Below are 24,758 nucleotides of genomic sequence, written 5' to 3'. Positions count from 1 at the left end.
GTGCATGGACGAGTTGACACTCGGATTGATCGGCGCGGGTGCCGTGGTGGTGGGCGGGGTGGTCGTGTACAACGCGTGGCAGGGGGCGAAGGTGCGCCGCAGGATGCCCAGGCCGATGCCGCCCGAAGCCGAGCAAGCGCTGGCGCGTCACGATCACGAAGAGGAGCGGCCGTTCATCGAGCCCGCGCGTGCCAACGTCCGCCGCGAGCCGGCACTGTCCGACAGCCCGCAAGCCGACGATGCGGCGCGCATGGAGCCCAGCTTCGGTGGTGTCGCACCGCTCGACACCTCGGCTGACATCCAGGCCGAGACGACGGTGCCGAACGGCGACCTCGGTGAGATCGGCGAGGCGCCGGTAGCCGGCGTCGCGGCGCCGAGCGAGGAGCCGCCGCCGATCGCACCGGCCGCGACGACGATTTCGGCGGCGCCGCCGCACATCGTCGATCGCCGTATCGATTGCGTGGTGCCGATTCGCTTGAGCAGCCCCGTGGCCGGCGACAAGGCCCTGCCGCTGGCGCAGCGTCTGCGCCGGGCCGGCAGCAAGCCCGTTTATATCGAGGGCAAGCCCGAGGGCGGCAGCGGCTGGGAACTGCTGCAAAACGGCCAGCGTTACGAAGAACTGCGCGCGGCCGCGCAGCTCGCGAACCGGAATGGCCCGCTCAACGAGCTCGAGTTCTCCGAATTCGTGTCGGGCGTGCAGCAGCTGGCCGACGCGATCGACGGCGCCCCCGAGTTTCCCGACATGCTCGAGACGGTCTCGATGGCGCGCGAGCTCGACGGCTTTGCGGCGCAATGCGATGCGCAACTGTCGATCAACGTGCTGTCGGACGGCGCGCCGTGGTCGGCCAACTACGTGCAGGCCGTGGCCTCGCAAGACGGTCTGCTGCTCTCGCGCGATGGCACGCGTTTCGTGAAGCTCGATGCCCGGCAAAGCCCGGTCTTCATGCTGCAGTTCGGCGATACGAACTTCCTGCGCGACGATCTGACCTACAAGGGCGGTCAGATGATCACGCTGATTCTCGACGTGCCCGTCGCCGACGAAGACATTCTGCCGTTCCGCCTCATGTGCGATTACGCGAAGTCGCTGGCCGAACGCATCGGCGGGCGTGTGGTCGACGATCAGCGCCGTCCGCTGCCGGAAAGCGCGCTGCTCGCGATCGAAAAGCAGCTGATGACGCTCTACGCGCGGCTCGAGGAGGCAGGCATCCCGGCGGGTTCGCCGGCGACGCGTCGGCTGTTCAGCCAGTAAGCGTACGGGGGGCGCGCTTGTCGCGGGGCTTGCTGCGATAATGCGTGGGTTATCTACAAGAAGCGAACGCGAACGCCGACAGCATGACCCGAAACATCGTTGAACCGCCCCCCGAGCAACCCGCTGAGCGCGCCAGTTGGCTGCGCGCGGAGCTCGAACGCGCGAACTACGCGTACTACGTGCTCGACCAGCCCGAGCTGCCCGATGCCGAGTACGACCGCCTGTTCCGCGAGCTTCAGCGCCTCGAGTCCGACCATCCCGACTTGATCGTGCCCGATTCGCCGACGCAGCGTGTCGGTGGTGAGGCCGCGAGCGGGTTTGCGCCCGTCGTGCACGAAGTGCCGATGCTGTCGCTGAACAACGGCTTTGCTGACGAAGACATCGTCGCGTTCGACAAGCGCGTCTCCGACGGGCTGCACCATGAGCACGTCGAATACGCATGCGAGCTCAAGTTCGACGGGCTCGCGATCGCGCTGCGCTACGAAGATGGCCACCTGGTGCGCGCGGCCACGCGCGGGGACGGTGCAACGGGCGAAGAGGTCACGCAGAACGTGCGCACGATCCGCTCGATCCCGCTCAAGCTCAAGGGTGCGCAGCTGCCGCGCGTCGTCGAAGTGCGTGGCGAGGTGCTGATGTTCAAGCGCGACTTCGAGCGGCTCAACGCGCGTCAGCGCGAAGCGGAGCAGCGCGAGTTCGCCAATCCGCGCAACGCCGCGGCCGGCAGCTTGCGGCAGCTCGATCCGAAGATCACGGCACAGCGTCCGCTCTCGTTCTTCGCCTATGGCATCGGTGTCCTCGAAGGCATGGCGATGCCGGCTACGCATGGCGAACTACTCGACTGGTACGCCGAGATCGGCCTGCCCGTGTGTGCCGAGCGCGCGCTCGTGCAGGGGGCCGATGGCCTGCTCGATTTTTTCAGGCGCATTGGCGAGAAGCGTCCGTTGCTGGCGTACGACATCGACGGCGTCGTCTACAAGGTCAATCGCCGCGATGAGCAGGAAGCGCTCGGCTTCGTGTCGCGCGCGCCGCGCTTCGCACTGGCGCACAAATTCCCGGCCGAGGAAGCGCTGACCGAACTCGTCGGCATCGACGTGAACGTCGGCCGCACCGGAGCGATCACGCCCGTGGCGCGCCTGAAACCCGTGTTCGTCGGCGGTGTGACCGTGACCAATGCCACGTTGCACAACGAGGACGAAGTGCATCGCAAGGATGTGCGTGTCGGCGATACCGTCATCGTGCGGCGTGCCGGCGACGTGATTCCCGAACTCGTGTCGGTCGTGCTCGATCGGCGCCCAGCCGATACACAGCCGTTCGTGATGCCGACGCATTGCCCCGTGTGCGGCTCGCACATCGAGCGGCTGCCCGACGAGGCCGTGGCGCGCTGCACGGGGGGACTCTTCTGTCCGGCGCAGCGCAAGCAGGCGCTATGGCATTTCGCGCAGCGCCGCGCGCTCGACATCGACGGCCTCGGCGAGAAGATCATCGATCAGCTCGTTGAACAGAACCTCGTGCGCACGCCGGCCGATCTGTTCAACCTGGGCTTTTCCACGCTGGCCGCGCTCGACCGCTTCGCCGACAAGTCGGCGCAGAACCTGCTCGATGCGCTCGAGAAGGCCAAGCACACGACGCTCGCACGCTTCATTTACGCGCTCGGCATCCGTCATGTCGGCGAATCGACGGCGAAGGATCTCGCACGGTATTTCGGCTCGCTCGATCCGATCATGGACGCCTCGATCGAGGCGCTGCTCGACGTTCCCGATGTGGGGCCCGTCGTGGCCGAATCGATTCACCAGTTCTTCGCCGAAGAGCACAATCGGACGGTGATCGATCAGCTGCGCGCGCCGGGCAAGGTGAGCTGGCCCGAAGGGCCGCCAGCGCCGCGTGCGCCGCAAGGTGTGCTTGCGGGCAAGACGGTCGTGTTGACCGGCACGTTGCCGACGCTCACGCGCGACGATGCCAAGGCCATGTTGGAGGCGGCCGGTGCCAAGGTGGCCGGCTCGGTGTCGAAGAAGACCGATTATGTGGTGGCGGGCGCGGATGCGGGCAGCAAGCTCGCGAAGGCCGAGGAACTCGGCATCCCCGTGCTCGACGAAGACAATATGCGCAAGCTTCTGGAGGGTCACGACTTATGATTCGAGAGATTCTCAAGATGGGCGATCCGCGCTTGCTGCGCATCGCCCAGCCCGTCGATCAGTTCGATTCCCCCGAACTGCACGAGCTCATCCGCGACATGTTCGAGACGATGCACGCTGCGAACGGCGCCGGGCTCGCGGCACCGCAGATCGGCGTCGATCTGCAGCTCGTCATCTTCGGGTTCGGCCACAACGAGCGCTATCCCGATGCGCCGCCCGTGCCCGAGACGGTGCTCATCAATCCGACCATCACGCCGGTGTCGCAGGACACGGAAGAGGGGTGGGAAGGGTGTTTGTCGGTGCCGGGCATGCGCGGCGTGGTCGGGCGTTTCTCGATGGTCCGCTACCAGGGGTACGACCAATACGGCCAACCGATCGACCGTGTCGCCGAAGGCTTTCATGCGCGCGTCGTCCAGCACGAATGCGATCATCTGATCGGCAAGCTCTATCCGATGCGTATCACGGACTTTTCGAAGTTCGGATTTACCGAGGTGCTGTTCCCCGACCTCGACCCGTCTCAAGACGATTGAACGGCACGCTTGGCCGCCGCGCGACGCCCGCTTACCGCGGGCGTCGTCGCTTTGGTGCTCAGTGAGCGTGGCGAGAGAAAGGGAATGGAAGCGTTAGAACGACTCGTTGGGCAGCAGATAGCGCCACTGGCCTTGCGGTAACGCGCCGAGCACGACGCTGCCCATGCGTACGCGCTTGAGGCCCACCACATGTAGCCCGACCAGTTCGCACATGCGGCGAATCTGCCGTTTCTTGCCCTCGCGCAGGACGAAGCGCAGCTGCTCGCCGTTTTGCCAGCTCACTTTGGCGGCCTTGAGCGGCACGTCGTCGAGCGACAGGCCGAAGCGCAGCAGCGCGAGCTTTTCAGGCGGGAAGTGTTGATCGATGTCGGTCGTGAGTTCGCCGTACGTCACGCGCACGAGGTACTCCTTTTCGACGCCCGAGTGTTCGCCGATCAGCTGCTTGGCGATGCGGCCGTCCTGCGTGAGCACGAGCAGGCCCGTCGAATCGATGTCGAGACGGCCGGCTGGCGCGAGCGTGCGCAGGTGGCTCGGCGAAAAGCGCGTATCCGAGCGATCGCCTTCCCAGTGGTTGGCCGGCGTGATCAGCGTCACGGCCGGCTCATAGCCGTCCTCGGCCTGGCCCGACACATAGCCGACGGGCTTGTGCAACAGGATCGTGACCTGGCGCGCCTGTGAGGCGTGCGCTTCGGAACTCACCTCGATCCGCTGCTCGGGGCGCACGCGTGCGCCGAGCGTATCGACGACCACGCCGTCCACGCGGACCCAGCCGTTCTCGATCCATTCGTCCGCTTCACGACGCGAGCACAGGCTCAATTCGGACATGCGCTTGGACAGCCGCATCGTGCCGTCCGCGTTGACCGCCGAAACCGAACTCGAGGCCGACGCCGCCGGGCGGGCGGGACGTGAGGGACGTCCGTTCGGCGCGGCCGCCGCGCGCTTGACGGGACCGCGCGCGGCGCGTGCCTCGTATTCGGCGCGTGGCTTACGGTCGCCGCGTGATTCGTATTCGGCGCGTGGCTTGCGGTCGCCGCGCGGCTCATATTCGGCGCGTGGCTTACGCTCACCGCGCGATTCGTATTCGCCTCGCGGCTTGCGGTCGCCGCGCGATTCATATTCGGCGCGTGGCTTGCGGTCGCCGCGCGGCTCGTATTCGGCGCGCGGCTTACGCTCACCGCGCGACTCGTATTCGCCTCGCGGCTTGCGATCGCCGCGCGATTCATATTCGGCGCGCGGCTTACGCTCACCGCGCGACTCGTATTCGCCTCGCGGCTTGCGATCGCCGCGCGATTCATATTCGGCACGCGGCTTGCGGTCGCCGCGCGATTCGTATTCGGCGCGCGGCTTGCGCTCGCCGCGCGACTCGTATTCGGTGCGCGGCTTACGCTCACCGCGCGATTCGTATTCGCCTCGCGGCTTGCGCTCGCCGCGCGACTCGTATTCGCCTCGCGGCTTGCGCTCACCGCGCGATTCGTATTCACCTCGCGGCTTGCCTGCGCTCGTTGCAGTGCGTTCGCTGAAGCGTCCACCTGCTGCACGCGGAGCACGCTCGTCGTCGCGTGTGCGCGTGCCGGCGCCACGATTCGCCGGTGCCTGGCGCTTGCCAGCGGTATCGCGCTTGAACTTGTCGCCTTGCGCGCGCGGCGCAGAGGCTGCGCTATGCGCGCCCTTGGCTTTGGGCGCGGCGCCCGACGCACCTGCGGGGCGCGGCGTGTCTGCCGGACGTTCGGTACGTACAGGCTTGCGGGCCGACGGGCTGCCGGTTCGTACGGGGGCGCGTTCCGGCGCGGCCGGTCGCGGATGTTTGGCTGTCAGTTTGACGCGCATTCAATTCTCACACGGCGATCGCGCGCAGCAGTTCGGTTTCGAGCTGGATTTGCAGACGGTTGTCGGACAGGCCGCGTCCATCGAGCAGGAACACGTCCTCGACGCGTTCGCCGAGGGTGTTGATCCGCGCCGCATGGACGCCGACCCGATGCACCGCCAGCACACGCGCGATCGAATAAAGAAGGCCCGGCCGGTCGTTGGCCGACACGGACAGGATGTAGTACTGGCCCCGCTCGTCGGCTCGAAGGTCGACGCGCGGGGTAATAGGGAACGTACGCGACAGCCGCGAGAGCCGCCCCTTGGACGGCTCGGGCAGAGGCGCATCGGCCGACAGGCGGGCCGCCAGCTGCTGCTCGACGAGATTGGCGATGTTGCGGTATTGCACGTCGTCTTCGGTGTGCGCGACGATGAAGTTGTCGAGCGCGTAGCCGTGGCGCGTTGTGTTGATGCGCGCATCGAGCACCGACAGGCCGTTGCGGTCGAAGTATGCGCAAATGCCCGCGAACAGGTCCGAGCGGTCGCGCACATAGACGAGCACCTGCAACGCCTCGCCGATCGGCGAAGGCCGCGCGCGCACGATCGGCGTGTCGGTTTGCACGTGACGGTAGAGCACGCGTGTTTGCCAGGCGATGTCGGCAGCGTCATGGCGCAGGAAGTAGCCGACGTCGAGCTGCTCCCACAGTGCACGGTGTGCATGCTCGGGGACCGTCTCGAGCCGCAGCAGCGCCAAGGCTTCCTCCTGGCGCGTCTTTAGCTCGGAGTGCTCGTCGGGGCGCGCACCGCCCAGCACGGCGAGCGTCGTGCGGTACAGATCCTCGAGCAGCTTGCCTTTCCAGGTGTTCCACACCTTCGGGCTGGTGCCGCGGATGTCGGCGACGGTCAGCAGGTAGAGCGCGGTAAGCTGCCGCTCGTTGTCGACGAGCTTGGCGAACTGTTCGATGACGGCCGGATCGCTCGTGTCCTGTTTTTGCGCGACCTGGCTCATCGTCAGATGATGCTGCACGAGCCAGACGATCAGCGTGGCATCGTCGCCGCCGATGCCGTGTTCACGACAAAAGCGCCGTGCGTCGGCCATGCCGAGCGTCGAGTGATCGCCGCCGCGGCCCTTGGCGATGTCGTGAAACAGCGCGGCGACGTACAGCACCCATTGGCGCTCGAAGTTGGCCATCAGCTGGCTGCAGAACGGGTATTCGTGCGCATGCTCGGCCAGCGCGAAGCGGCGCAGGTTACGCAGCACCATCAGGATGTGCTGATCGACCGTATAGACGTGATAGAGGTCGTGCTGCATCTGGCCGACGATGCGCCGGAAGTTCAGCAGATAGCGCCCGAGCACGCTGGTCTGGTTCATGAGGCGCAGCGCATGCGTGATGCCTTGCGGCTGCTTGAGGATCTCCATGAACAGGCGTCGGTTCTCGGGGTCGCGCCGCCAGCGCGAGTCCATGATCTCGCGCGCGTTGTACAACGCGCGCAGCGTACGCGCCGAGAGCCCTTTGGTGCCTTGCGTCATCTCGTACAGCAAGAAGGCTTCGAGGATCGCGCTGGGCGTGCGCTCGAACACGTCGTCGCTCGCGATCTCGATCATGCCTTGCTTCTCGACGAAGCGCTCCGACAGCACGCGCGTGATGCCGCTCGTACGCGGAAAGAGCTGTGCCTCGACGTTCTGGATCAGGATCGTCGTGAGCTGCGTGACAGCCTTGGCTGCCCAGTAATAGCGCCGCATGAGCTGTTCGCTCGCGCGGCGCGTTTGCGTGGCTTCGTAGCCGAAGCTCTCGGCCGCAGCTGTTTGCAGATCGAACACGAGCACGTCTTGCCGGCGTCCCGCGATGCCGTGCAGGCGTGCACGCAGCATCTTCAGGAATTGCTCGTTGCGGCGCAGTTCGCGCGCTTCGCGCGCGGTGATGAGGCCACGCTCGTCCAGTTCGCGCCAACTGCTGCCGAAGCCCGCCGCGCGCGCGATCCAGAGGATCAGCTGCAGATCGCGCAGACCGCCCGGACTTTCCTTCACATTGGGCTCGAGGCTGTATGGGGAGTCCTGAAACTTCGCATGGCGCTGCCGCATTTCCAGCATCTTGGCCTGGAAGAACGCGCGCGCATCGAGCGTGTCGTTAAAGCGCAGCGTGAAGCGTTCGAACAGCGCGGTGCTGCCGACGATGCGTCGTGCCTCGAGCAGCGACGTGCGCACGGTGATGTCGTTGCCGGCCTCTTCGATGCATTGGCCGACGCTGCGTACGCTGCTACCGATCTCGAGCCCGAGATCCCACGCCATGCCGATGAAGCGCTCGATGCACGCCTCGAGCGCGGGCGCCAGCGTTTCGGGCAGCAGCACGAGGATGTCGATGTCCGAGTACGGCGCGAGCTCGCCTCGGCCGTAGCCGCCCACGGCGACCAGCGCCAGCGACGCCGGCATTTCGCAGGTGAGCCAGGCCCGCTTGAGCGCGTCGTCGGTGGCCCGCGAGAGCGCGCGCATCACAGCATCGACGTTGCTCGCCGCCTTGAAACGGGCCAGCAGCTCGGTCTTGGCGAGACGGTAGTCCGCTTTGAGCGAGATGGGGTCGGGCAGGGCGGCGGGGGCGCGCATAGGCGTGGCGACGGTCGGAGACAGTGTCGGAACAGGACGATCAAAACAACATCGTGACGGCGCGCAAACGCACGCCGTCACGACGGGTGAGCCGGACGGTGCGCTTGCGCGCTTATGCGGCGGTGGCCAGGGTCGGCCGGGCCGGCGAGCCGGCCGATAGCGTGAGCACGTCGAAGCCCGAATCGGTGACGAGCACGGTGTGTTCCCACTGCGCCGAGAGGCTGCGATCGCGCGTCTTCACGGTCCATTGATCGGGCATCGTGCGGATCTCGCGACGGCCCGCGTTGATCATCGGCTCGATCGTGAAGATCATGCCGGCCTGCAACTCGAGGCCCGTGCCGGGGCGCCCGTAGTGCAGAATCTGCGGATCTTCGTGGAAAACCGTGCCGATGCCGTGGCCGCAGTATTCGCGCACGACGCTGTAGCCTTGCGCTTCGGCATGTCGTTGGATCGCGTGGCCGATGTCACCGAGCCGCGCGCCGGGGCGCACCTGCTCGATGCCGAACCACATGCATTCGTATGTCGTTTGGACGAGCCGTTTGACGAGAATCGAGCCCTCGCCGACGATGAACATGCGGCTCGTGTCGCCGAAATAGCCCTCTTTGATGACGGTGATGTCGATGTTCAGCGCATCACCGTTCTTGAGCACCTTCTCGCCCGGAATACCGTGACAGATCACGTCGTTGACCGAAATGCAGGTGGCCTTCGGATACGGCGGATAGCCGGGCGGCTGATAGTTGAGCGGCGCGGGGACCGTGCCCTGCACGTCGAGCATGTAGTTGTGGCAGAGGCGGTCGAGCTCGGCCGTGGTGACGCCGGCCTGGACGAACGGCGTGATGTAATCGAGGACTTCGCTCGCGAGACGGCATGCCACGCGCATTTGCGCGACGTCGGATTCGTTTTTGATCGTGATAGCCATTGGGTGCGGGCCTGAAACGTGGATGGCGCGATTATCGCACCATATGCCCCCGCCGGCAGATCGTTGCAGGGCCTCGCGCCGGGACGAAGCAGCCGATGCGGGGCGCGAAGCGCGGCAATCGCACGGCCGGCTTGAGGGGCGCGATGCCTGCATGCTATACTTTCAGGCTAGTCGTCTTCGGCAATTTCCATTTTGTGTTTCCGTTTTGTGCGGAACGAATGAAAAGAAGCAGAAGGCGACTTGATGCGGCGGCGCCCGTTGGTGCCGCCGATTCGCAAGCCGGCGCACCCAGGGTGCCGGCCGCGTGACGCAAGGGTAAGGCCCGGGCGTGGCGCGGCGGGTACGGCAGCCGGCTTAAGACCCAACCCTCGCGGAGAATTTCATGGCAGTTACCATGCGTCAGATGCTGGAAGCCGGCGTCCACTTCGGTCACCAAACGCGCTTCTGGAACCCCAAGATGGCCCCGTTCATCTTCGGCCATCGCAACAAGATTCACATCATCAACCTCGAAAAGACGCTGCCGATGTACAACGACGCGCTGAAGTACGCGCGTCAACTGGCAGCGAACCGCGGCACGATCCTCTTCGTCGGCACGAAGCGTCAATCGCGCGACACGATCGCGGCCGAAGCGCAGCGCGCTGGCATGCCGTACGTGAACGCCCGCTGGCTCGGCGGCATGCTGACGAACTTCAAGACGCTGAAGGTATCGATCAAGCGCCTGAAGGACATGGAAACGGCAGTCGAGGCAGGTGAGCTCGAGCGCATGAGCAAGAAGGAAGCGCTGCTGTTCGAACGCGAAATCGCCAAGCTGCAAAAGTCGATCGGCGGCGTGAAGGACATGGGCGGCATTCCTGACGCGATCTTCGTCATCGACGTCGGTTACCACAAGATTGCTGTCACCGAAGCGAAGAAGCTCGGCGTGCCGGTCATCGCCGTGGTCGATACGAACCACTCGCCGGAAGGTGTGGATTACGTGATCCCGGGTAACGACGACGCGAGCAAGGCTGTTGCGCTGTACGCGCAAGGCGTGGCTGATGCGATCCTCGAAGGCCGTGCGAACGCAGTCAATGAAGTCGTGCAAGCTGTGCGCGGCAACGACGGCGACGAGTTCGTCGAGGTCAACGGGGAGCAATAACGCAACCCTTGGCCGGCAAAAAAGGGGGCTCTGCGTAGGCCCCCTTTTTTTAAGTTTCGGCCGCTTGCGCGGCGTGCGGCCTGTCGGTGGCGCGCCGCGAACGAATACCTGTCGCTCGCATCGAAAGCGGGCGACGTATGAAAGACAGACTCAAGGAGCGAATGATGGCGGCAATTACCGCAAGCATGGTTGCAGAACTGCGCGCGAAGACCGACGCGCCGATGATGGAATGCAAGAAGGCGCTGACCGAAGCTGACGGCGATCTGGCGCGCGCCGAAGAGCTGCTGCGCGTGAAGCTCGGCAACAAGGCCAGCAAGGCTGCGTCGCGTGTGACGGCCGAAGGCATCATCGCATCGTTCATCGACGGCAACGCCGGCGCGCTCGTCGAACTGAACTGCGAAACCGACTTCGTCGCAAAGAACGACGATTTCAACGGGTTCGCCAAGCAAGTGGCCGAGCTCGTCGTCAAGCAGAACCCGGCCGACGTGGCTGCGCTGTCGGCGCTGTCGCTGGATGGCGGGACGGTCGACGCGGTGCGCCTCGCGCTCGTCGGCAAGATCGGCGAAAACCTCTCGATCCGCCGCTTCGTGCGTTTCGAGACGGCTAACAAGATTGCTGCGTACCTGCACGGCACGCGCATCGGCGTGATCGTCGAGTACACGGGCGCCGACGAACAAGTCGGTAAGGACGTCGCAATGCACGTCGCCGCGATGAAGCCGGTCTCGCTGTCGGCTGACGACGTGCCGGCCGAGCTGATCGCCAAGGAGCGCAGCATCGCCGAGCAAAAGGCGGCCGAATCGGGCAAGCCGGCCGAAATCGTCGCGAAGATGGTCGACGGCAGCGTCCAGAAGTACCTGAAGGAAGTGTCGCTGCTGAACCAGCCGTTCGTGAAGAACGACAAGCAGACGATCGAGCAGATGCTGAAGGCAGCCGGCGCGTCGGTGCAGAAGTTCACGATGTTCGTGGTCGGCGAAGGCATCGAGAAGCGTCAAGACGACTTCGCGGCCGAAGTGGCGGCGCAAGTTGCCGCTGCAAAGCAGCAGTAACGGTTGTAACAAGTCGTACGTCGCGGCAGGCGGGTGATGCCCGCCGCGAACCGGCGCTTTCGCGCGCTGGTTGAGGGTTAACCCGTTCAAGCACGCGCAAACGTTCGCCCGGCAAGCGGCCAATTGGGTCCGTCGGGCGATTCTTGTGCGTGTGATCGGCGCTTGCCCCGGCTTGGGTTTCACCCCTACAGTTCCACATTGTTGTTGTCATCTCATTCGGTGCGATCGGATACCGCTATGCCCACTGCCTATAAACGCATTCTTCTCAAACTCTCCGGCGAAGCTTTGATGGGCGAGGATGCTTTCGGCATCAACCGCGCGACGATCGAAAGGATGGTGGCCGATATCGCCGAGGTCGTCAGGCTCGGCACGCAGCTCGCAGTCGTGATCGGCGGCGGCAACATTTTTCGCGGCGTGGCTGGCGGCGCGGCTGGCATGGATCGCGCGACGGCCGACTACATGGGCATGCTGGCGACGATGATGAACGCGCTGGCACTGCAAGACGCGATGCGCCATGCCGGTATCGAGGCGCGCGTGCAGTCGGCGCTGCGCATGGACCAGGTCGTGGAGCCGTACATCCGCCCGCGCGCAATCCGTCAGCTCGAGGAAGGCAAGGTCGTGATCTTCGCGGCCGGCACGGGTAACCCGTTCTTCACGACCGATACGGCCGCTGCGCTGCGCGGCTCGGAAATCGGCGCGGAAGTCGTGTTGAAGGCCACGAAGGTCGACGGCGTATACTCCGCGGATCCGAACAAGGATCCCGCAGCGACGCGTTATTCGACGATCAGTTTCGACGAAGCGATCGGCCGCAATCTGCAGGTGATGGACGCCACGGCTTTTGCGCTGTGCCGTGACCAGAAGCTGCCGATTCGGGTGTTCTCGATCGTCAAGCCGGGCGCGCTCAAGCGCATCGTGCAAGGTGAGGACGAGGGTACGCTCGTCCACGTGTAAACTCTCGCAGGACGCGCGATTCCGCGCGCCGCGCGGCGGGCTAGGCGCCGCGCGGAGTGGGATCGGCACACTGTCATGAAGGTTCGGAGGTTTAAATGAGTGTGGCAGACGTCAAAAAGGGCGCCGAGCAGAAAATGCAACGCTCGATCGACGCGTTCAAGAACGATCTCGCAAAAATCCGCACGGGCCGCGCGCACACCGGATTGCTCGATCACATCCAGGTCGACTACTACGGCTCGGCCGTGCCCATCTCGCAGGTTGCCAACCTGACGCTCATCGATGCGCGTACGATCGGCGTGCAACCGTGGGAAAAGAATATGGTCGCCGTCGTCGAGAAGGCGATCCGCGAGTCGGATCTGGGCCTGAATCCGGCTACGCAAGGCGATCAGATCCGTGTGCCGATGCCGGCACTGACGGAAGAGCGCCGTCGCGAGCTCACGAAGGTCGTCAAGAGCGAAGGCGAAACGGCGAAGGTGGCCGTGCGCAACCTGCGTCGCGATGCGAACGAGCAATTGAAGAAACTCGTGAAGGAGAAGGACATCTCCGAAGACGACGAGCGCCGTGGCTCCGATGATGTGCAAAAGCTCACGGACAAGTTCGTTGCCGAGATCGACAAGCTCGTCCAATCGAAAGAAGCCGAGATCATGACGGTCTGAGCCTGCTCGGACCCGATTTGCTCTTTTGTCTGACTTCTTTCCTGCAGTTACAGTCCCCGCGGCCATGACTTATTCCAGCTCTACTGTTCGCGTACCTGATGTCGCAGCAGTCCCGCGGCACATCGCGATCGTCATGGACGGCAATGGCCGTTGGGCGACGCAGCGCCGCTTGCCTCGCGTGGCGGGACACACGCGCGGGGTCGATGCCGTGCGTGCCGTCGTCGAGGCGTGCGCGCGCACGGGCGTCGAATATCTGACGCTGTTCGCGTTCAGCTCCGAAAACTGGCGCCGGCCCATGGAAGAGGTTTCGTTCCTGATGCGCCTGTTCGTGACGGCGCTCGAGCGCGAAGTCGGCAAGTTGCACGCGAACGGCATCCGCTTGCGCGTGGTCGGCGATCTGTCGCAATTCGATGCGCGTATTCAGGACCTGATCCGCCGCGCCGAGGCCAAGACCGCACGCAACACGCGTCTTACGTTGACGATCGCCGCGAACTACGGCGGCCGGTGGGACATCCTCCAGGCTGCGCGCAAGCTTGCCGAGCAGGCCGCGCGCGACGGACAAGTGGGCGCGATCGACGAACAGGCGTTTGCCGAGCACCTGGCGCTGTCCTACGCACCCGAGCCCGACCTGTTCATCCGCACTGGCGGTGATACGCGCATCAGCAACTTCCTGCTGTGGCAACTCGCGTATACCGAATTCTATTTTACTGAAACGTTCTGGCCCGACTTCGATGCGCAGTCGCTGGCCGACGCCATCGCCTCCTATGGGCGCCGCGAGCGCCGCTTCGGCCGCACGAGCGCGCAGCTCGAACCGCAGTCGCAGGACGTCGATTCCCTTCCATGCTGAAAACCCGTGTCGTCACGGCGGTGGTGCTCCTGGCGGTCTTGCTGCCGGTGACGCTGTTCGCGCCCGTGAGTGCTTTTGGCGCACTGATTGCGCTGGTTGTCGTGCTGGCGGCCTGGGAATGGGCGCGCTTGCTCAAATTCGAGGGCGTGGGGGCCGTGGCCTATGCGGTGCTCGCCGCGCTCGCGCTCGGCGCGAGCCTGCGGCTCGGCACGGGATGGCGCGCCGTGCGTCCGTTGCTCGAAGCCGCGGCCGTGTTCTGGGTGCTCGTCGGCCCGTTCGTTCTCCTACGCAAGCCGGTGCTCTCGCAGGGGGCGTGGCGGCTGTTCTTGTCGGTCGCCGGCCTGGTCGCGTTCGTCGCGTGCTGGCATGCGCTCGTCGTCGCGCGCACGCTGGGCGTATCGTTTGTGTTGTCCGTATTGCTGGTGGTCTGGCTTGCCGACATCGGCGCATACTTTGCGGGCAAGGCGTTCGGCAAGCATAAGCTCGCGCCGGCCATCAGCCCCGGCAAGACCTGGGAAGGGGCGGTCGGCGGCTGGCTGGCCGTGCTCGTGATCGCCAGCGTGGCAATTGCCGCGCACCTGTTCGAGCCCACGCTGTTTTCAACGCTCGGCACGAAGGTCGGCTGGTTGCGCGCGTTCGTCGTACTGACGGTGCTAGTCGCATTCAGCATCGTCGGCGATTTGTTCGAATCGATGCTCAAACGTCAGGCCGGCGTGAAGGATTCGAGCGGCCTGTTGCCGGGACACGGTGGTGTACTCGACCGCATCGACGCATTGTTGCCGGTGCTGCCGCTCGCGATGCTGCTCATCGGCTAGAGAAAGCGATATGAAAAAACATTTGACTCTGCTCGGCTCGACCGGCTCGATCGGCGAGAGCACGCTCGACGTCGTCGCGCGCCATCCCGACCGCTTTGCGGTCTACGCGCTGACGGCGCACCGCAACGGCGAGAAGCTCGTCGCGCAATGTCTGCGCTTCCAGCCCGAGGTGGCGGTGGTCGGCGATGCCGACACGGCGGCCCGCGTCGAAACGCAGCTGCGTGCCGCGGGCTGCGCGACACAAGTCGCCTATGGGCCGCAGGCGCTCGTCGAGGTGGCCAAGAGCGCGCAATGCGATACCGTGGTCGCCGCGATCGTCGGCGCAGCGGGCCTCGCGCCGACACTTGCCGCCGCCATGGCGGGCAAGCGCATTCTGCTCGCGAACAAGGAAGCGCTCGTGATGTCGGGCGCGATCTTCATGGACGCCGCGCGCGATCACGGCGCGACGCTGCTGCCCGTCGACAGCGAGCACAACGCCATCTTCCAATGCCTGCCGCGCGAAGAGGCGCTGCATGGCGGGGTGACGAAGATCATCCTGACGGCCTCGGGCGGTCCGTTCCGCACCCGTGAGCCGGCCACGCTCGTCAACGTGACGCCCGACGAAGCCTGCAAGCATCCGAATTGGGTGATGGGGCGCAAGATCTCGGTCGACTCGGCCACGATGATGAACAAGGGGCTCGAAGTCATCGAAGCCCACTGGTTGTTCAGCCTGCCCGGCGAGCGCATCGAGGTGCTGATCCATCCGCAAAGCGTGATCCATTCGCTGGTTTCCTATGCCGACGGCTCGGTACTCGCGCAGCTCGGCAACCCCGACATGCGCACGCCGATCGCGCACGCGCTCGCGTTTCCCGATCGCGTCGAGTCGGGGGTGGCGCAACTCGATCTGGCCGACATCGCCCAGTTGAGCTTCGAAAAGCCTGACTACGCGCGCTTCCCGTGCCTCGCGCTCGCCATGCAGGCACTGGCCGCAGGCGGTATCGCCAGCGCGGCGCTGAACGCGGCCAACGAAGTAGCCGTGGACGCCTTCCTGGCGCGCCGCATCGGCTTCATGGACATCGCGCAGACGGTCGATGCGGTACTGAATGCGTTGCCGAACCGCCGTCCGAGCGGGCTCGACGACGTGCTCGAGGCCGATGCCGCCGCGCGCCGTGCTGCGCACGACTACATTGCCGCGCACGCCCGGGCACCGCACGTGGCCAATGGCACGGGCCAGCTCGATCGCGCCGTACAGTGAGACGTCGATGGACCTGCTGATCGAAATCGTCGCATTCGTCGTCGCGATCGGCGTATTGGTCGTCGTGCACGAATACGGGCACTACGGCGTGGCACGGCTGTGTGGCGTCAAGGTGCTGCGCTTTTCGATCGGCTTCGGTCGTCCGCTCGTGCGCTGGGTCGGGAAGAAGACCGGCACCGAATGGACGATCTCGACACTGCCGCTAGGCGGCTACGTCAAGATGCTCGATGAGCGCGATCCGGGCCCCGGTATCGCGCGCGAGGATTTGCCTTTTGCATTCAATCGCCAGTCGGTCGCCAAGCGCATCGCGATCGTGCTGGCCGGGCCACTGGCAAATTTCGTGCTGGCGATCGTGCTGTTTGCGGCAATTTTCGCCACGGGCGTGACCGAGCCGGTCGCGCGGCTCGCGACGCCGCCAGCGGGGAGTCTCGCCGCCCGTGCGGGCTTCGATGGCGGCGAAACCGTCGTCGCCATCGGCGATGAGCGCGGCGGCAATCTCGAAGCGGTGCGGTCCTGGTCGGACTTGCGCTGGAAGCTGCTCGATGCGGCGTTCGATCATCGGCGCATCATGCTGCGCGCGCACGACGGCCGTGGCACCTACGATTTCCGCCTCGATCTCCATGATTTGCCTGATCGCTCGGTCGACGACGATTTGGTATCGAAGCTCGGCTTCGGCGAGGGCGGCACGCTGTCGGTGGTCGCGCTCGAGCCGGGCAGTGCGGCGCAGCGGGCCGGGCTGGCCGCCGGCGATACGCTGCGTGCGGTGGACGGCACGCGCATCGACGGCGCCGACGGTTTCATCGCTTATGTGAAGGCGCATCCGGGACGCGCCATCGCGCTCGAGGTCGAGCGCAACGGCCAGCGCGTCGAACTCGACGTCGTGCCCGATGCGCAGCACGACACCGCAACGGACGCCAACGTGGGCCGCATTGGTGCGGCCCTGTCCACGCAAGTGCCGACCGTCGACGTGCGCTACGGGCCGCTCGAGAGCGTCGCGCGCGGCGCACATCGCACGTGGGACATCGCCATCTATTCGCTGCGCATGTTCGGCCGCATGGTGACGGGCCAGGCATCGCTGAAAAATCTGTCCGGGCCCGTGACGATCGCCGACTACGCCGGCAAGAGCGCGCGGCTCGGTCTCGCGCCTTTCCTGTCCTTCCTCGCGCTCGTCAGCATCAGCCTCGGCGTGCTGAACTTATTGCCGATTCCGGTATTGGACGGGGGGCATCTGTTATATTATTTGGTTGAAGCCGCAACTGGCAAAGCTGTGTCGGAGCGCTGGCAACTTGTTCTGCAAAGGGCCGGCCTCGTTTGTATCGTCATCTTGTCGGCGATCGCACTCTTCAACGACCTGGCCCGTTTAATCCATTTCTAAAGTTGTCTCCGGCGGCTCGCGCGTTTCGGCAGCCACCGCGGCAAAGTGTAGCTAAAAACACTGGGGAAGCACGTTGTTCAAACCTCATCGCTTTGTTCCAAAGACTGTGGCGGTCGCGGCGCTGGCCGCGCAGGGCCTGGTGGCTCATGCGGCGACGCCGTTCGTGGTGAAAGACATCCGGATCGAAGGTTTGCAGCGGATCGAACCGGGTACGGTGTTCGCCTACCTGCCGATCAAACGAGGCGATGCGTTTACGGACGACAAGGCGTCCGAGGCGATCCGCGCGCTGTATGACACGGGTCTGTTCAGCGACGTGCGCATCGCCACCGAAGGCGACGTCGTGATCGTGACGGTGGCCGAGCGCCCCGTCATCGCGTCGATCGACTACTCCGGCCTTCACGAGTTCGAGAAGGACGCGCTGAACAAGGCGCTCAAGGGCGTGAACCTGTCGCAAGGCCGCCCGCTCGACAAATCGCTCGTCGATCGCGCCGAACAGGAACTCAAGCGCCAATATCTGACGCGCGGCTTTTACGCCGCCGAGGTGACGACGACCGTCACGCCGGTCGATCAAAGCCGCGTGTCGATCCTGTTCACGGTGAACGAAGGCCCGAGCGCGAAGATCCGCCAGGTCAACTTCATCGGCAACAAGGCGTTCAGCACGAGCACGCTGCGCGACGAGATGCAGCTGTCCACGCCGAACTGGTTCTCGTGGTACACGAAGAACGATCTGTACTCGAAGGACAAGCTGACGACCGACCTCGAGAACGTCCGTTCCTACTATCTGAATCGCGGCTATCTCGAGTTCAACATCGAGTCGACGCAGGTGTCGATCTCGCCGGACAAGAAGGACATGTACCTGACGCTGACGGTGCATGAGGGCGAGCCGTACACGATCTCGGGCATCAAGCTCGCGGGCAATCTGCTCGATCGCGGCCCGGAGCTCCAAAAGCTCGTCAAGATCAAGGCCGGCGACCGCTTCTCGGCCGAGAAGCTGCAGGCGACGACGAAAGCGATCGTCGACAAGCTCGGCGAATACGGCTACGCGTTCGCGACCGTCAATGCGCAGCCCGAAATCGATCAGGCGCACCACAAGGTCGCGCTGACGCTGCAGGTCGAGCCGAGCCGCCGCGTCTATGTGCGCCGCATCAACATCGTCGGCAACACGCGCACGCGCGATGAAGTCGTGCGCCGCGAAATGCGTCAGCTCGAGAGCTCGTGGTTCGACTCGAGCCGCCTCGCGCTGTCGAAGGACCGTATCAACCGTCTTGGCTACTTCACCGATGTCGACGTGACGACGGTGCCCGTCGAAGGCACGGCCGACCAGGTCGACGTCGACGTCAAGGTCGCCGAGAAGCCGACCGGCGCGATCACGCTGGGTGCGGGTTTCTCCTCGACCGACAAGGTCGTGCTGTCGGCCGGCGTGTCGCAAGACAACGTGTTCGGCTCGGGTACGAGCCTTTCCGTAAACGTCAACACCGCACGAAGCTATCGCACGCTGACGGTCACGCAGATCAACCCGTATTTCACGGTCGACGGCATCAAGCGCATCACCGACGTCTATTACCGGACGACGCAGCCGCTGTACTACTCGACCAACTCGAGCTTCCGCATCATCACGGCGGGCGGCGACCTGAAGTTCGGCATCCCGTTCTCGGAAGTGGACACGGTCTACTTCGGCGCGGGCTTTGAGCAGAACCGTCTGGACGTCGATTCGTCGACGCCGCAGAGCTACAAGGATTACGTGAGCAGCTTCGGCCGCGTGTCGAACAACGTGCCGCTGACGATCGGCTGGTCGCGCGACTCGCGTGACAGCGCGCTCGTGCCGAGCCGCGGCTACTACACGCAGGCCAATGCCGAGTACGGCACGCCGGCCGGCGCCACGCAGTACTACAAGGCCGACTTGCAGGCGCAGTACTACTATTCGTTCGCGCGCGGCTTCGTGCTCGGCATGAATTTCCAGGGCGGCTACGGCAACGGTGTGGGCAACAAGCCATACCCGATCTTCAAGAACTACTTCGCCGGCGGTATCGGGTCGGTGCGCGGCTACGAGCCGAGCTCCCTGGGCCCGCGCGATGCCACGACGAACGACCCGATCGGCGGCTCGAAGATGGTGGTCGGCAACATCGAGCTGACGTTCCCGCTGCCCGGTACCGGCTATGACCGGACGTTGCGCGTGTTCACGTTCTTCGACGGCGGTAACGTCTGGGGCAACGTGGGCAACAGCACGGGCGCGAACGGCCTGCGTTACGGCTATGGTATGGGTCTTGCCTGGATTTCGCCGATCGGGCCGCTCAAGCTGAGCTTGGGCTTCCCGCTCCAGAAGCACACTGGCGACCAGTACCAGAAGTTCCAGTTCCAGATCGGCACGGCGTTCTAAGCGACGACGTCCGAGCCCTTACAGTATCGAGGAAAGAATTTTGCTAACCGGTACGTTTTCGAAACATGTGATGTGCGCGACGGCGCTGGCCGCCGCGCTTTTCACCGGTATCGCACACGCGCAAGAAGCCCGCATCGCGGCAGTCAATTCCGATCGCATCCTGCGCGAGTCGGTTGCCGCGCAATCCGCGCAAAAGAAGCTCGAGGGCGAGTTCGCCAAGCGCGACAAGGAACTGCAGGGCATGGCGCAGAAGCTCAAGTCGATGTCGGACGAGCTCGACAAGAACGGCACGACGATGTCGGTCTCCGACCGTGCTCAGAAGCAGCGTGACCTGTCGGCACTCGACACCGATTTCCAGCGCAAGCAGCGCGAGTTCCGCGAAGACCTCAATCAGCGCCGCAACGAAGAGCTTGCCGCGGTGCTCGAGCGCGCGAACAAGGTCATCAAGCAGATCGCCGAGCAGCAGCACTATGACCTCATCGTGCAGGAGGCGGTCTACGTGAGCCCGCGTATCGACATCACCGATCAGGTGCTGAAGGCGCTGGCCGCGACGAGCAACGGCGGCACGAACTGAGCGGAGCAGTAAGCGAATGGCATTGACGCTCGAGGACCTCGCGCAGCGTTTCGGTGGCGACATCGTGGGCGATGCGAACGTGCGCGTCGGCGGTCTCGCACCGCTCGATCAGGCGAACGCGCAGCAGCTCGCGTTTCTGGCCAATCCGAAGTACCTCTCGCAAGTCGAGACGACGCGCGCCGGTGCGGTGCTGATTGCGCCGGCCGATCTCGCCAAGCTCGGTTCGCGCGAGGGGCGTAACTTCATCGTCACACCGAATCCGTACGCTTATTTCGCGCGCGTGGCACAGCTGTTCATCGACCTGGCCGCGCCCAAGGCGCCTGCCGGCGTGCATCCGAGCGCGATCGTCGATCCGCTCGCGCAGGTGGCGGCGAGCGCCGTCATCGGGCCGCATGTCGTGATCGAAGCGGGCGCCGTCATCGGCGAGCGCGTGCGGCTCGACGCGAACGTCGTGGTCGGCCGCGGCACGCGTATCGAAGAGGATGCGCATCTCTACCCGAACGTGACCGTCTATTACGGTTGCAAGATCGGGCCGCGCGCGATCGTCCACTCGGGCGCCGTGATCGGCTCGGACGGCTTCGGCTTCGCACCCGATTTCGTCGGCGAAGGCGACGCGCGCACGGGCACGTGGGTCAAGATCCCGCAGGTGGGGGGCGTGACGATCGGCCCCGATGTCGAAATCGGCGCGAGCACCACGATCGACCGCGGCGCGATGGCCGATACGGTCATCGAGGAATGCGTGAAGATCGACAATCAGGTGCAGATCGGGCACAACTGCCGCGTCGGTGCCTATACGGTGATTGCCGGATGTGCGGGCATCGCCGGGAGTACGACAATCGGGCGGCATTGCATGATCGGCGGAGCCGTCGGTATTGCCGGCCATGTGACGCTGGCCGATCATGTGATCGTCACAGCCAAGTCGGGCGTCTCGAAGTCGTTGCTGAAGCCAGGCATGTATACGAGCGCGTTTCCCGCGGTGAGCCACCTCGAGTGGAACAAGAGCGCCGCGCTGGTGCGCCATCTCGACAAGATGCGCGAGCGCATCAAGGCACTCGAAGCCACAGTGGCCGAGCGCGCAAGCGGCGGCGAATGACACGATCCTTCGCGTGCGCGGCGCAGGGCATCGCGCGGCCACGCAAGCCACTATCAAAGCAGCAGGAACGCCCGAGCGTTTAGCATCCGCAGTTATCATCCGCGCGCGCAAGGCGTGGAGCAGACACACCATGAGCACTGAAAAAATCAACCTCGACATCCATAAGATCCTGAAGCTGCTGCCGCATCGCTATCCGATTCTGCTGGTGGATCGCGTGCTGGAGCTCGAGCCGCACAAGAGCATCAAGGCGCTGAAGAACGTGTCGATCAACGAGCCGTACTTCATGGGGCATTTCCCGCAGCGGCCCGTCATGCCCGGTGTGCTGATCCTCGAAGCGCTTGCGCAGACGGCGGCACTGCTGACGTTCGCCGAGGAGCCGCATGATGCCGAGAACACGCTGTATTACTTCGTCGGTATCGACGGCGCGCGCTTCAAGCGTGTCGTCGAACCCGGCGATCAGCTGATTCTGAACGTATCGTTCGAGCGCTATATGCGCGGCATCTGGAAATTCAAGGCGCGCGCCGAAGTCGACGGCGTCACGGCGGCCGAAGCGGACCTCATGTGCACCGTCAAGCGAACGGACGAGCAGCAGAGCTGACATTTCACGCGCGCAGCGCACATCGAAGACGGGCCAGCCGCGCCGGCAACACGGCCGGCGCTGGCCCGGGCGGCAAACACGACGCAATAGAGAAGGGCGAAAGCGCATGAGCAGGATTCATCCCACTGCGATCATCGAGCCGGGCGCGCAGCTTGGCGAAGAGGTCGAGATCGGTCCCTATGCCATCGTCGGCGCGAATGTGACGATCGGCGCACGGACCACGGTCGGCTCGCATAGCGTGATCGAAGGGCATACGACGATCGGCGTCGACAACCGAATCGGGCATTACGCGTCGGTCGGTGGTCGTCCGCAGGACATGAAGTATCAGGGCGAGCCGACGCGGCTCGTCATTGGCGATCGCAACACGATCCGCGAATTCACGACGATCCATACGGGCACGGTGCAAGACAGCGGCGTGACGACGCTCGGCGATGACAACTGGATCATGGCCTACGTGCATATCGGCCACGACTGTCACGTGGGCAGCCATGTGATTCTGTCGAGCAACGCGCAGATGGCAGGACACGTGGTCATCGGCGACTGGGCCATCGTCGGTGGCATGTCGGGCGTGCACCAGTTCGTGCGAATCGGCGAGCACTCGATGCTCGGCGGCGCCTCGGCGCTCGTGCAGGACGTTCCGCCGTTCGTCATCGCGGCGGGCAACAAGGCCGAGCCGCATGGCATCAACGTTGAAGGGCTGCGCCGCCGCGGCTTTTCGCCCGACTCCATTTCGGCACTGCGCAGCGCGTATCGTCTGCTGTACAAGAATGGCCTGTCGCTCGACGAGGCCAAGACGCAGTTGCGCGAGCTCGCCGCCTCGGGCGGCGAGGGTGACGAGGCCGTGAACAAGCTCATCGCGTTCATCGAGCAGTCGCAACGCGGCATCATCCGCTGACGATGGCGTTGCAACCGAGTCCGCTGCGTATCGCGATGGTCGCGGGCGAGCCGTCCGGCGACCTGCTTGCCGCGTCGCTGCTCGGCGGCCTCACGCGCAAGCTGTCCACGTCGACGCAGTACTACGGCATCGGCGGGCCGCGCATGATGGCACAAGGCTTCGAGGCCCACTGGCCGATGGAGAAGCTGACCGTGCGCGGCTATGTCGAGGCGCTCAAGCACATCCCCGAGATCCTGCGCATCCGTAGCGAGCTCAAGCGTCAGTTGCTGGCCGAGCCGCCGCATGCGTTCATCGGCGTGGACGCGCCCGATTTCAATTTCGGGCTCGAACAGCCGCTGCGCGAGGCCGGCATTCCGACGATTCACTTCGTCTGCCCGTCGATTTGGGCATGGCGCGGTGGCCGTATCAAGAAGATCGTCAAATCCGTCGACCACATGCTGTGCGTGTTTCCGTTCGAGACCGCATTGCTCGAGAAGTCCGGCGTGCCGGCGACCTACGTCGGCCATCCGCTGGCCGATGAGATCCCGCTCGAGCCCGACATGGGGGCCGCGCGCGCAGCGCTGGGCCTGCCGGCAAGCGGTCCCATCATTGCGGTCCTGCCAGGCAGCCGGCGTTCCGAAATCGGCCTGATCGGGCCGACGTTCTTCGCCGCGATGGCGCTGATGCAGCAACGCGAACCGGGTGTGCGCTTCGTGATGCCGGCGGCGACACCGGCGTTGCGTGCGCTGCTGCAGCCGCTCGTCGACGCGCACCCGGGTCTTGCGCTGACGATCACCGACGGCGACGCGCAGCGTGCGATGACGGCGTCCGACGCGGTCCTCGTCAAGAGCGGGACTGTCACGCTCGAAGCGGCGCTGCTGAAGAAGCCGATGGTGATCTCGTACAAGGTGCCCTGGCTGACGGGCCAGATCATGCGCCGGCAGGGCTATCTGCCTTACGTCGGCCTGCCGAACATCCTCGCGGAGCGCTTTGTCGTGCCCGAGATCCTGCAGCATTTCGCGACCCCTGAGGCGCTCGCCGATGCGACGCTCAAGCAGTTGCACGACGAAGCGAACCGGCGCACGCTGACCGACGTGTTCACGCAGATGCACCACGCGCTGCGCCAGAACACGGCCGAGCGCGCCGCCGAGGCGGTCGCGCGCGTCATCGAGGCGGGGAAAGGGCGCTCATGACGGCAACGAAAAAACCGCGTCGCGCCAGCGCAGCGGCAAAAGCGGCGGCAGGCGTGTCCGAGCAGGTCGAGCTAGCCGACCAAGTCGAGCTAGATTTCGACTCGCCGGTCGACATCGTCTGCGGCGTCGACGAAGCCGGGCGCGGGCCGCTGGCCGGGCCCGTGGTGGCCGCGGCCGTGATCCTCGATCCGCGGCGTCGCATCCTGGGGCTCGACGATTCGAAGGCGCTCAGCGCGAAAAAGCGCGAAGCGCTTTACGAAAAGATCGTCGAGTGCTCGATCGCTTATTGCGTGGCCTCGGCCAGCGTCGAGGAAATCGATTCGCTGAACATCCTGCATGCGACGATGCTCGCGATGAAGCGCGCCGTCGAAGGGCTCGGCGTGACCCCGACGCTCGCCAGGATCGACGGCAACCGGTGCCCGCCGCTGTCGATCCGCAGTGAGGCAATCGTCGGCGGCGATGCGCTCGTGCCGGCCATCTCGGCGGCGTCGATTCTCGCGAAGGTCACGCGCGATCGCATGCTGGTCGAACTGCACGAGCGTTTCCCCGTCTATGGCTTTAACGCGCATGCCGGCTATGGCACGCGGCAGCATCTGGCCGCACTGGCCGAGCACGGCCCGTGCGAGCATCATCGTCGTTCGTTCGCGCCGGTACGCGAGGCGTTCGCACTGCACGGCATGCGCACGGCGTTCGATGCGGCCGACGGCACCGGCGGCGCCAACTGACGACGGCATATCGATCGCGCCACTCGCCGC

The 24,758-nt window shown here is 65.0% G+C and carries 21 protein-coding genes; 18 read left to right on the top strand and 3 right to left on the bottom strand.

Annotation, left to right across the window (positions count from 1 at the left end):
• Positions 1 to 4 precede the first annotated feature (4 nt).
• The 3 genes from D7S89_RS04270 (at position 5) to def (ending at position 3,911) form a co-directional block, all read left to right on the top strand.
• Positions 5 to 1,249, top strand: coding sequence for a cell division protein ZipA C-terminal FtsZ-binding domain-containing protein (locus D7S89_RS04270; protein ID WP_121275836.1), 1,245 nt, complete (start codon positions 5 to 7; stop codon positions 1,247 to 1,249).
• A gap of 83 nt (positions 1,250 to 1,332) precedes the next feature.
• Positions 1,333 to 3,381 carry an NAD-dependent DNA ligase LigA gene (gene ligA, locus D7S89_RS04265; protein WP_121276091.1) on the top strand — a complete coding sequence of 683 codons (2,049 nt, stop codon included), beginning with the start codon at positions 1,333 to 1,335 and terminating at the stop codon, positions 3,379 to 3,381.
• Entirely contained in the window at positions 3,378 to 3,911 is a 534-nt protein-coding gene (def, locus tag D7S89_RS04260) for a peptide deformylase (protein ID WP_121275835.1), read from the top strand. The genes ligA and def overlap by 4 nt, the downstream gene beginning before the upstream one ends.
• Positions 3,912 to 4,004: 93 nt before the next feature.
• On the opposite strand, the gene D7S89_RS04255 is transcribed toward def, so the two are convergent.
• The 3 genes from D7S89_RS04255 to map all read right to left on the bottom strand — a co-directional run bounded on the left by D7S89_RS04255 (position 4,005) and on the right by map (position 9,235).
• Positions 4,005 to 5,738, bottom strand: a complete 1,734-nt coding sequence (locus tag D7S89_RS04255; RefSeq protein WP_121275833.1) for a pseudouridine synthase — start codon at positions 5,736 to 5,738, stop codon at positions 4,005 to 4,007.
• A 7-nt stretch (positions 5,739 to 5,745) separates the two neighbouring features.
• On the bottom strand, positions 5,746 to 8,316 hold the full coding sequence (locus D7S89_RS04250; protein WP_121275832.1) for a [protein-PII] uridylyltransferase: 2,571 nt from the start codon (positions 8,314 to 8,316) through the stop codon (positions 5,746 to 5,748).
• A gap of 112 nt (positions 8,317 to 8,428) precedes the next feature.
• On the bottom strand, positions 8,429 to 9,235 hold the full coding sequence (gene map / locus D7S89_RS04245; RefSeq protein WP_121275830.1) for a type I methionyl aminopeptidase: 807 nt from the start codon (positions 9,233 to 9,235) through the stop codon (positions 8,429 to 8,431).
• Positions 9,236 to 9,617: 382 nt separating this feature from the next.
• Here map and rpsB point away from each other — a divergent pair, with 382 nt between their 5' ends.
• The 15 genes from rpsB to rnhB all read left to right on the top strand — a co-directional run bounded on the left by rpsB (position 9,618) and on the right by rnhB (position 24,728).
• Complete coding sequence (gene rpsB / locus D7S89_RS04240; protein WP_121275828.1) at positions 9,618 to 10,370, top strand: 30S ribosomal protein S2; 753 nt, start codon at positions 9,618 to 9,620, stop codon at positions 10,368 to 10,370.
• Positions 10,371 to 10,534: 164 nt separating this feature from the next.
• Positions 10,535 to 11,416, top strand: coding sequence for a translation elongation factor Ts (gene tsf, locus D7S89_RS04235; RefSeq protein ID WP_121276089.1), 882 nt, complete (start codon positions 10,535 to 10,537; stop codon positions 11,414 to 11,416).
• Between the two features lie 237 nt (positions 11,417 to 11,653).
• Complete coding sequence (pyrH, locus tag D7S89_RS04230) at positions 11,654 to 12,367, top strand: UMP kinase (RefSeq protein WP_121275827.1); 714 nt, start codon at positions 11,654 to 11,656, stop codon at positions 12,365 to 12,367.
• Between the two features lie 95 nt (positions 12,368 to 12,462).
• A complete protein-coding gene (gene frr / locus D7S89_RS04225; RefSeq protein ID WP_121275825.1) occupies positions 12,463 to 13,023 on the top strand; it encodes a ribosome recycling factor in 561 nt (186 codons plus the stop codon).
• A 64-nt stretch (positions 13,024 to 13,087) separates the two neighbouring features.
• Positions 13,088 to 13,870, top strand: coding sequence for a polyprenyl diphosphate synthase (gene uppS / locus D7S89_RS04220; protein ID WP_121275823.1), 783 nt, complete (start codon positions 13,088 to 13,090; stop codon positions 13,868 to 13,870).
• Positions 13,864 to 14,685 carry a phosphatidate cytidylyltransferase gene (locus D7S89_RS04215; protein ID WP_121275821.1) on the top strand — a complete coding sequence of 274 codons (822 nt, stop codon included), beginning with the start codon at positions 13,864 to 13,866 and terminating at the stop codon, positions 14,683 to 14,685. Before uppS ends, D7S89_RS04215 begins: the two co-directional genes overlap by 7 nt.
• Before the next feature lie 10 nt (positions 14,686 to 14,695).
• A complete protein-coding gene (locus D7S89_RS04210; RefSeq protein ID WP_121275819.1) occupies positions 14,696 to 15,919 on the top strand; it encodes a 1-deoxy-D-xylulose-5-phosphate reductoisomerase in 1,224 nt (407 codons plus the stop codon).
• A 7-nt stretch (positions 15,920 to 15,926) separates the two neighbouring features.
• Complete coding sequence (gene rseP / locus D7S89_RS04205) at positions 15,927 to 17,294, top strand: RIP metalloprotease RseP (RefSeq protein WP_121276087.1); 1,368 nt, start codon at positions 15,927 to 15,929, stop codon at positions 17,292 to 17,294.
• 73 nt (positions 17,295 to 17,367) lie between these two features.
• Positions 17,368 to 19,671 (top strand): outer membrane protein assembly factor BamA, encoded by a 2,304-nt coding sequence (gene bamA / locus D7S89_RS04200; RefSeq protein ID WP_121275818.1) that lies wholly within the window; start codon positions 17,368 to 17,370, stop codon positions 19,669 to 19,671.
• A 40-nt stretch (positions 19,672 to 19,711) separates the two neighbouring features.
• Positions 19,712 to 20,245: an OmpH/Skp family outer membrane protein gene (locus D7S89_RS04195; protein WP_121275816.1), complete on the top strand. Its 534-nt coding sequence runs from the start codon at positions 19,712 to 19,714 to the stop codon at positions 20,243 to 20,245.
• Between the two features lie 16 nt (positions 20,246 to 20,261).
• Positions 20,262 to 21,338, top strand: a complete 1,077-nt coding sequence (lpxD, locus tag D7S89_RS04190) for a UDP-3-O-(3-hydroxymyristoyl)glucosamine N-acyltransferase (protein ID WP_121275814.1) — start codon at positions 20,262 to 20,264, stop codon at positions 21,336 to 21,338.
• A gap of 130 nt (positions 21,339 to 21,468) precedes the next feature.
• Entirely contained in the window at positions 21,469 to 21,936 is a 468-nt protein-coding gene (gene fabZ / locus D7S89_RS04185) for a 3-hydroxyacyl-ACP dehydratase FabZ (RefSeq protein ID WP_121275812.1), read from the top strand.
• Positions 21,937 to 22,042: 106 nt separating this feature from the next.
• Positions 22,043 to 22,831, top strand: coding sequence for an acyl-ACP--UDP-N-acetylglucosamine O-acyltransferase (lpxA, locus tag D7S89_RS04180; protein ID WP_121275810.1), 789 nt, complete (start codon positions 22,043 to 22,045; stop codon positions 22,829 to 22,831).
• A 2-nt stretch (positions 22,832 to 22,833) separates the two neighbouring features.
• Entirely contained in the window at positions 22,834 to 24,003 is a 1,170-nt protein-coding gene (lpxB, locus tag D7S89_RS04175) for a lipid-A-disaccharide synthase (protein ID WP_121275808.1), read from the top strand.
• Positions 24,000 to 24,728, top strand: a complete 729-nt coding sequence (gene rnhB, locus D7S89_RS04170; protein WP_121275806.1) for a ribonuclease HII — start codon at positions 24,000 to 24,002, stop codon at positions 24,726 to 24,728. Before lpxB ends, rnhB begins: the two co-directional genes overlap by 4 nt.
• Positions 24,729 to 24,758 lie beyond the last annotated feature (30 nt).

Source organism: Trinickia fusca (assembly GCF_003628145.1).
GTDB classification, from domain to species: domain Bacteria; phylum Pseudomonadota; class Gammaproteobacteria; order Burkholderiales; family Burkholderiaceae; genus Trinickia; species Trinickia fusca.
Note: the sequence above shows the minus strand (reverse complement) of the source record. Positions and strands in the feature narration are given on the sequence as shown.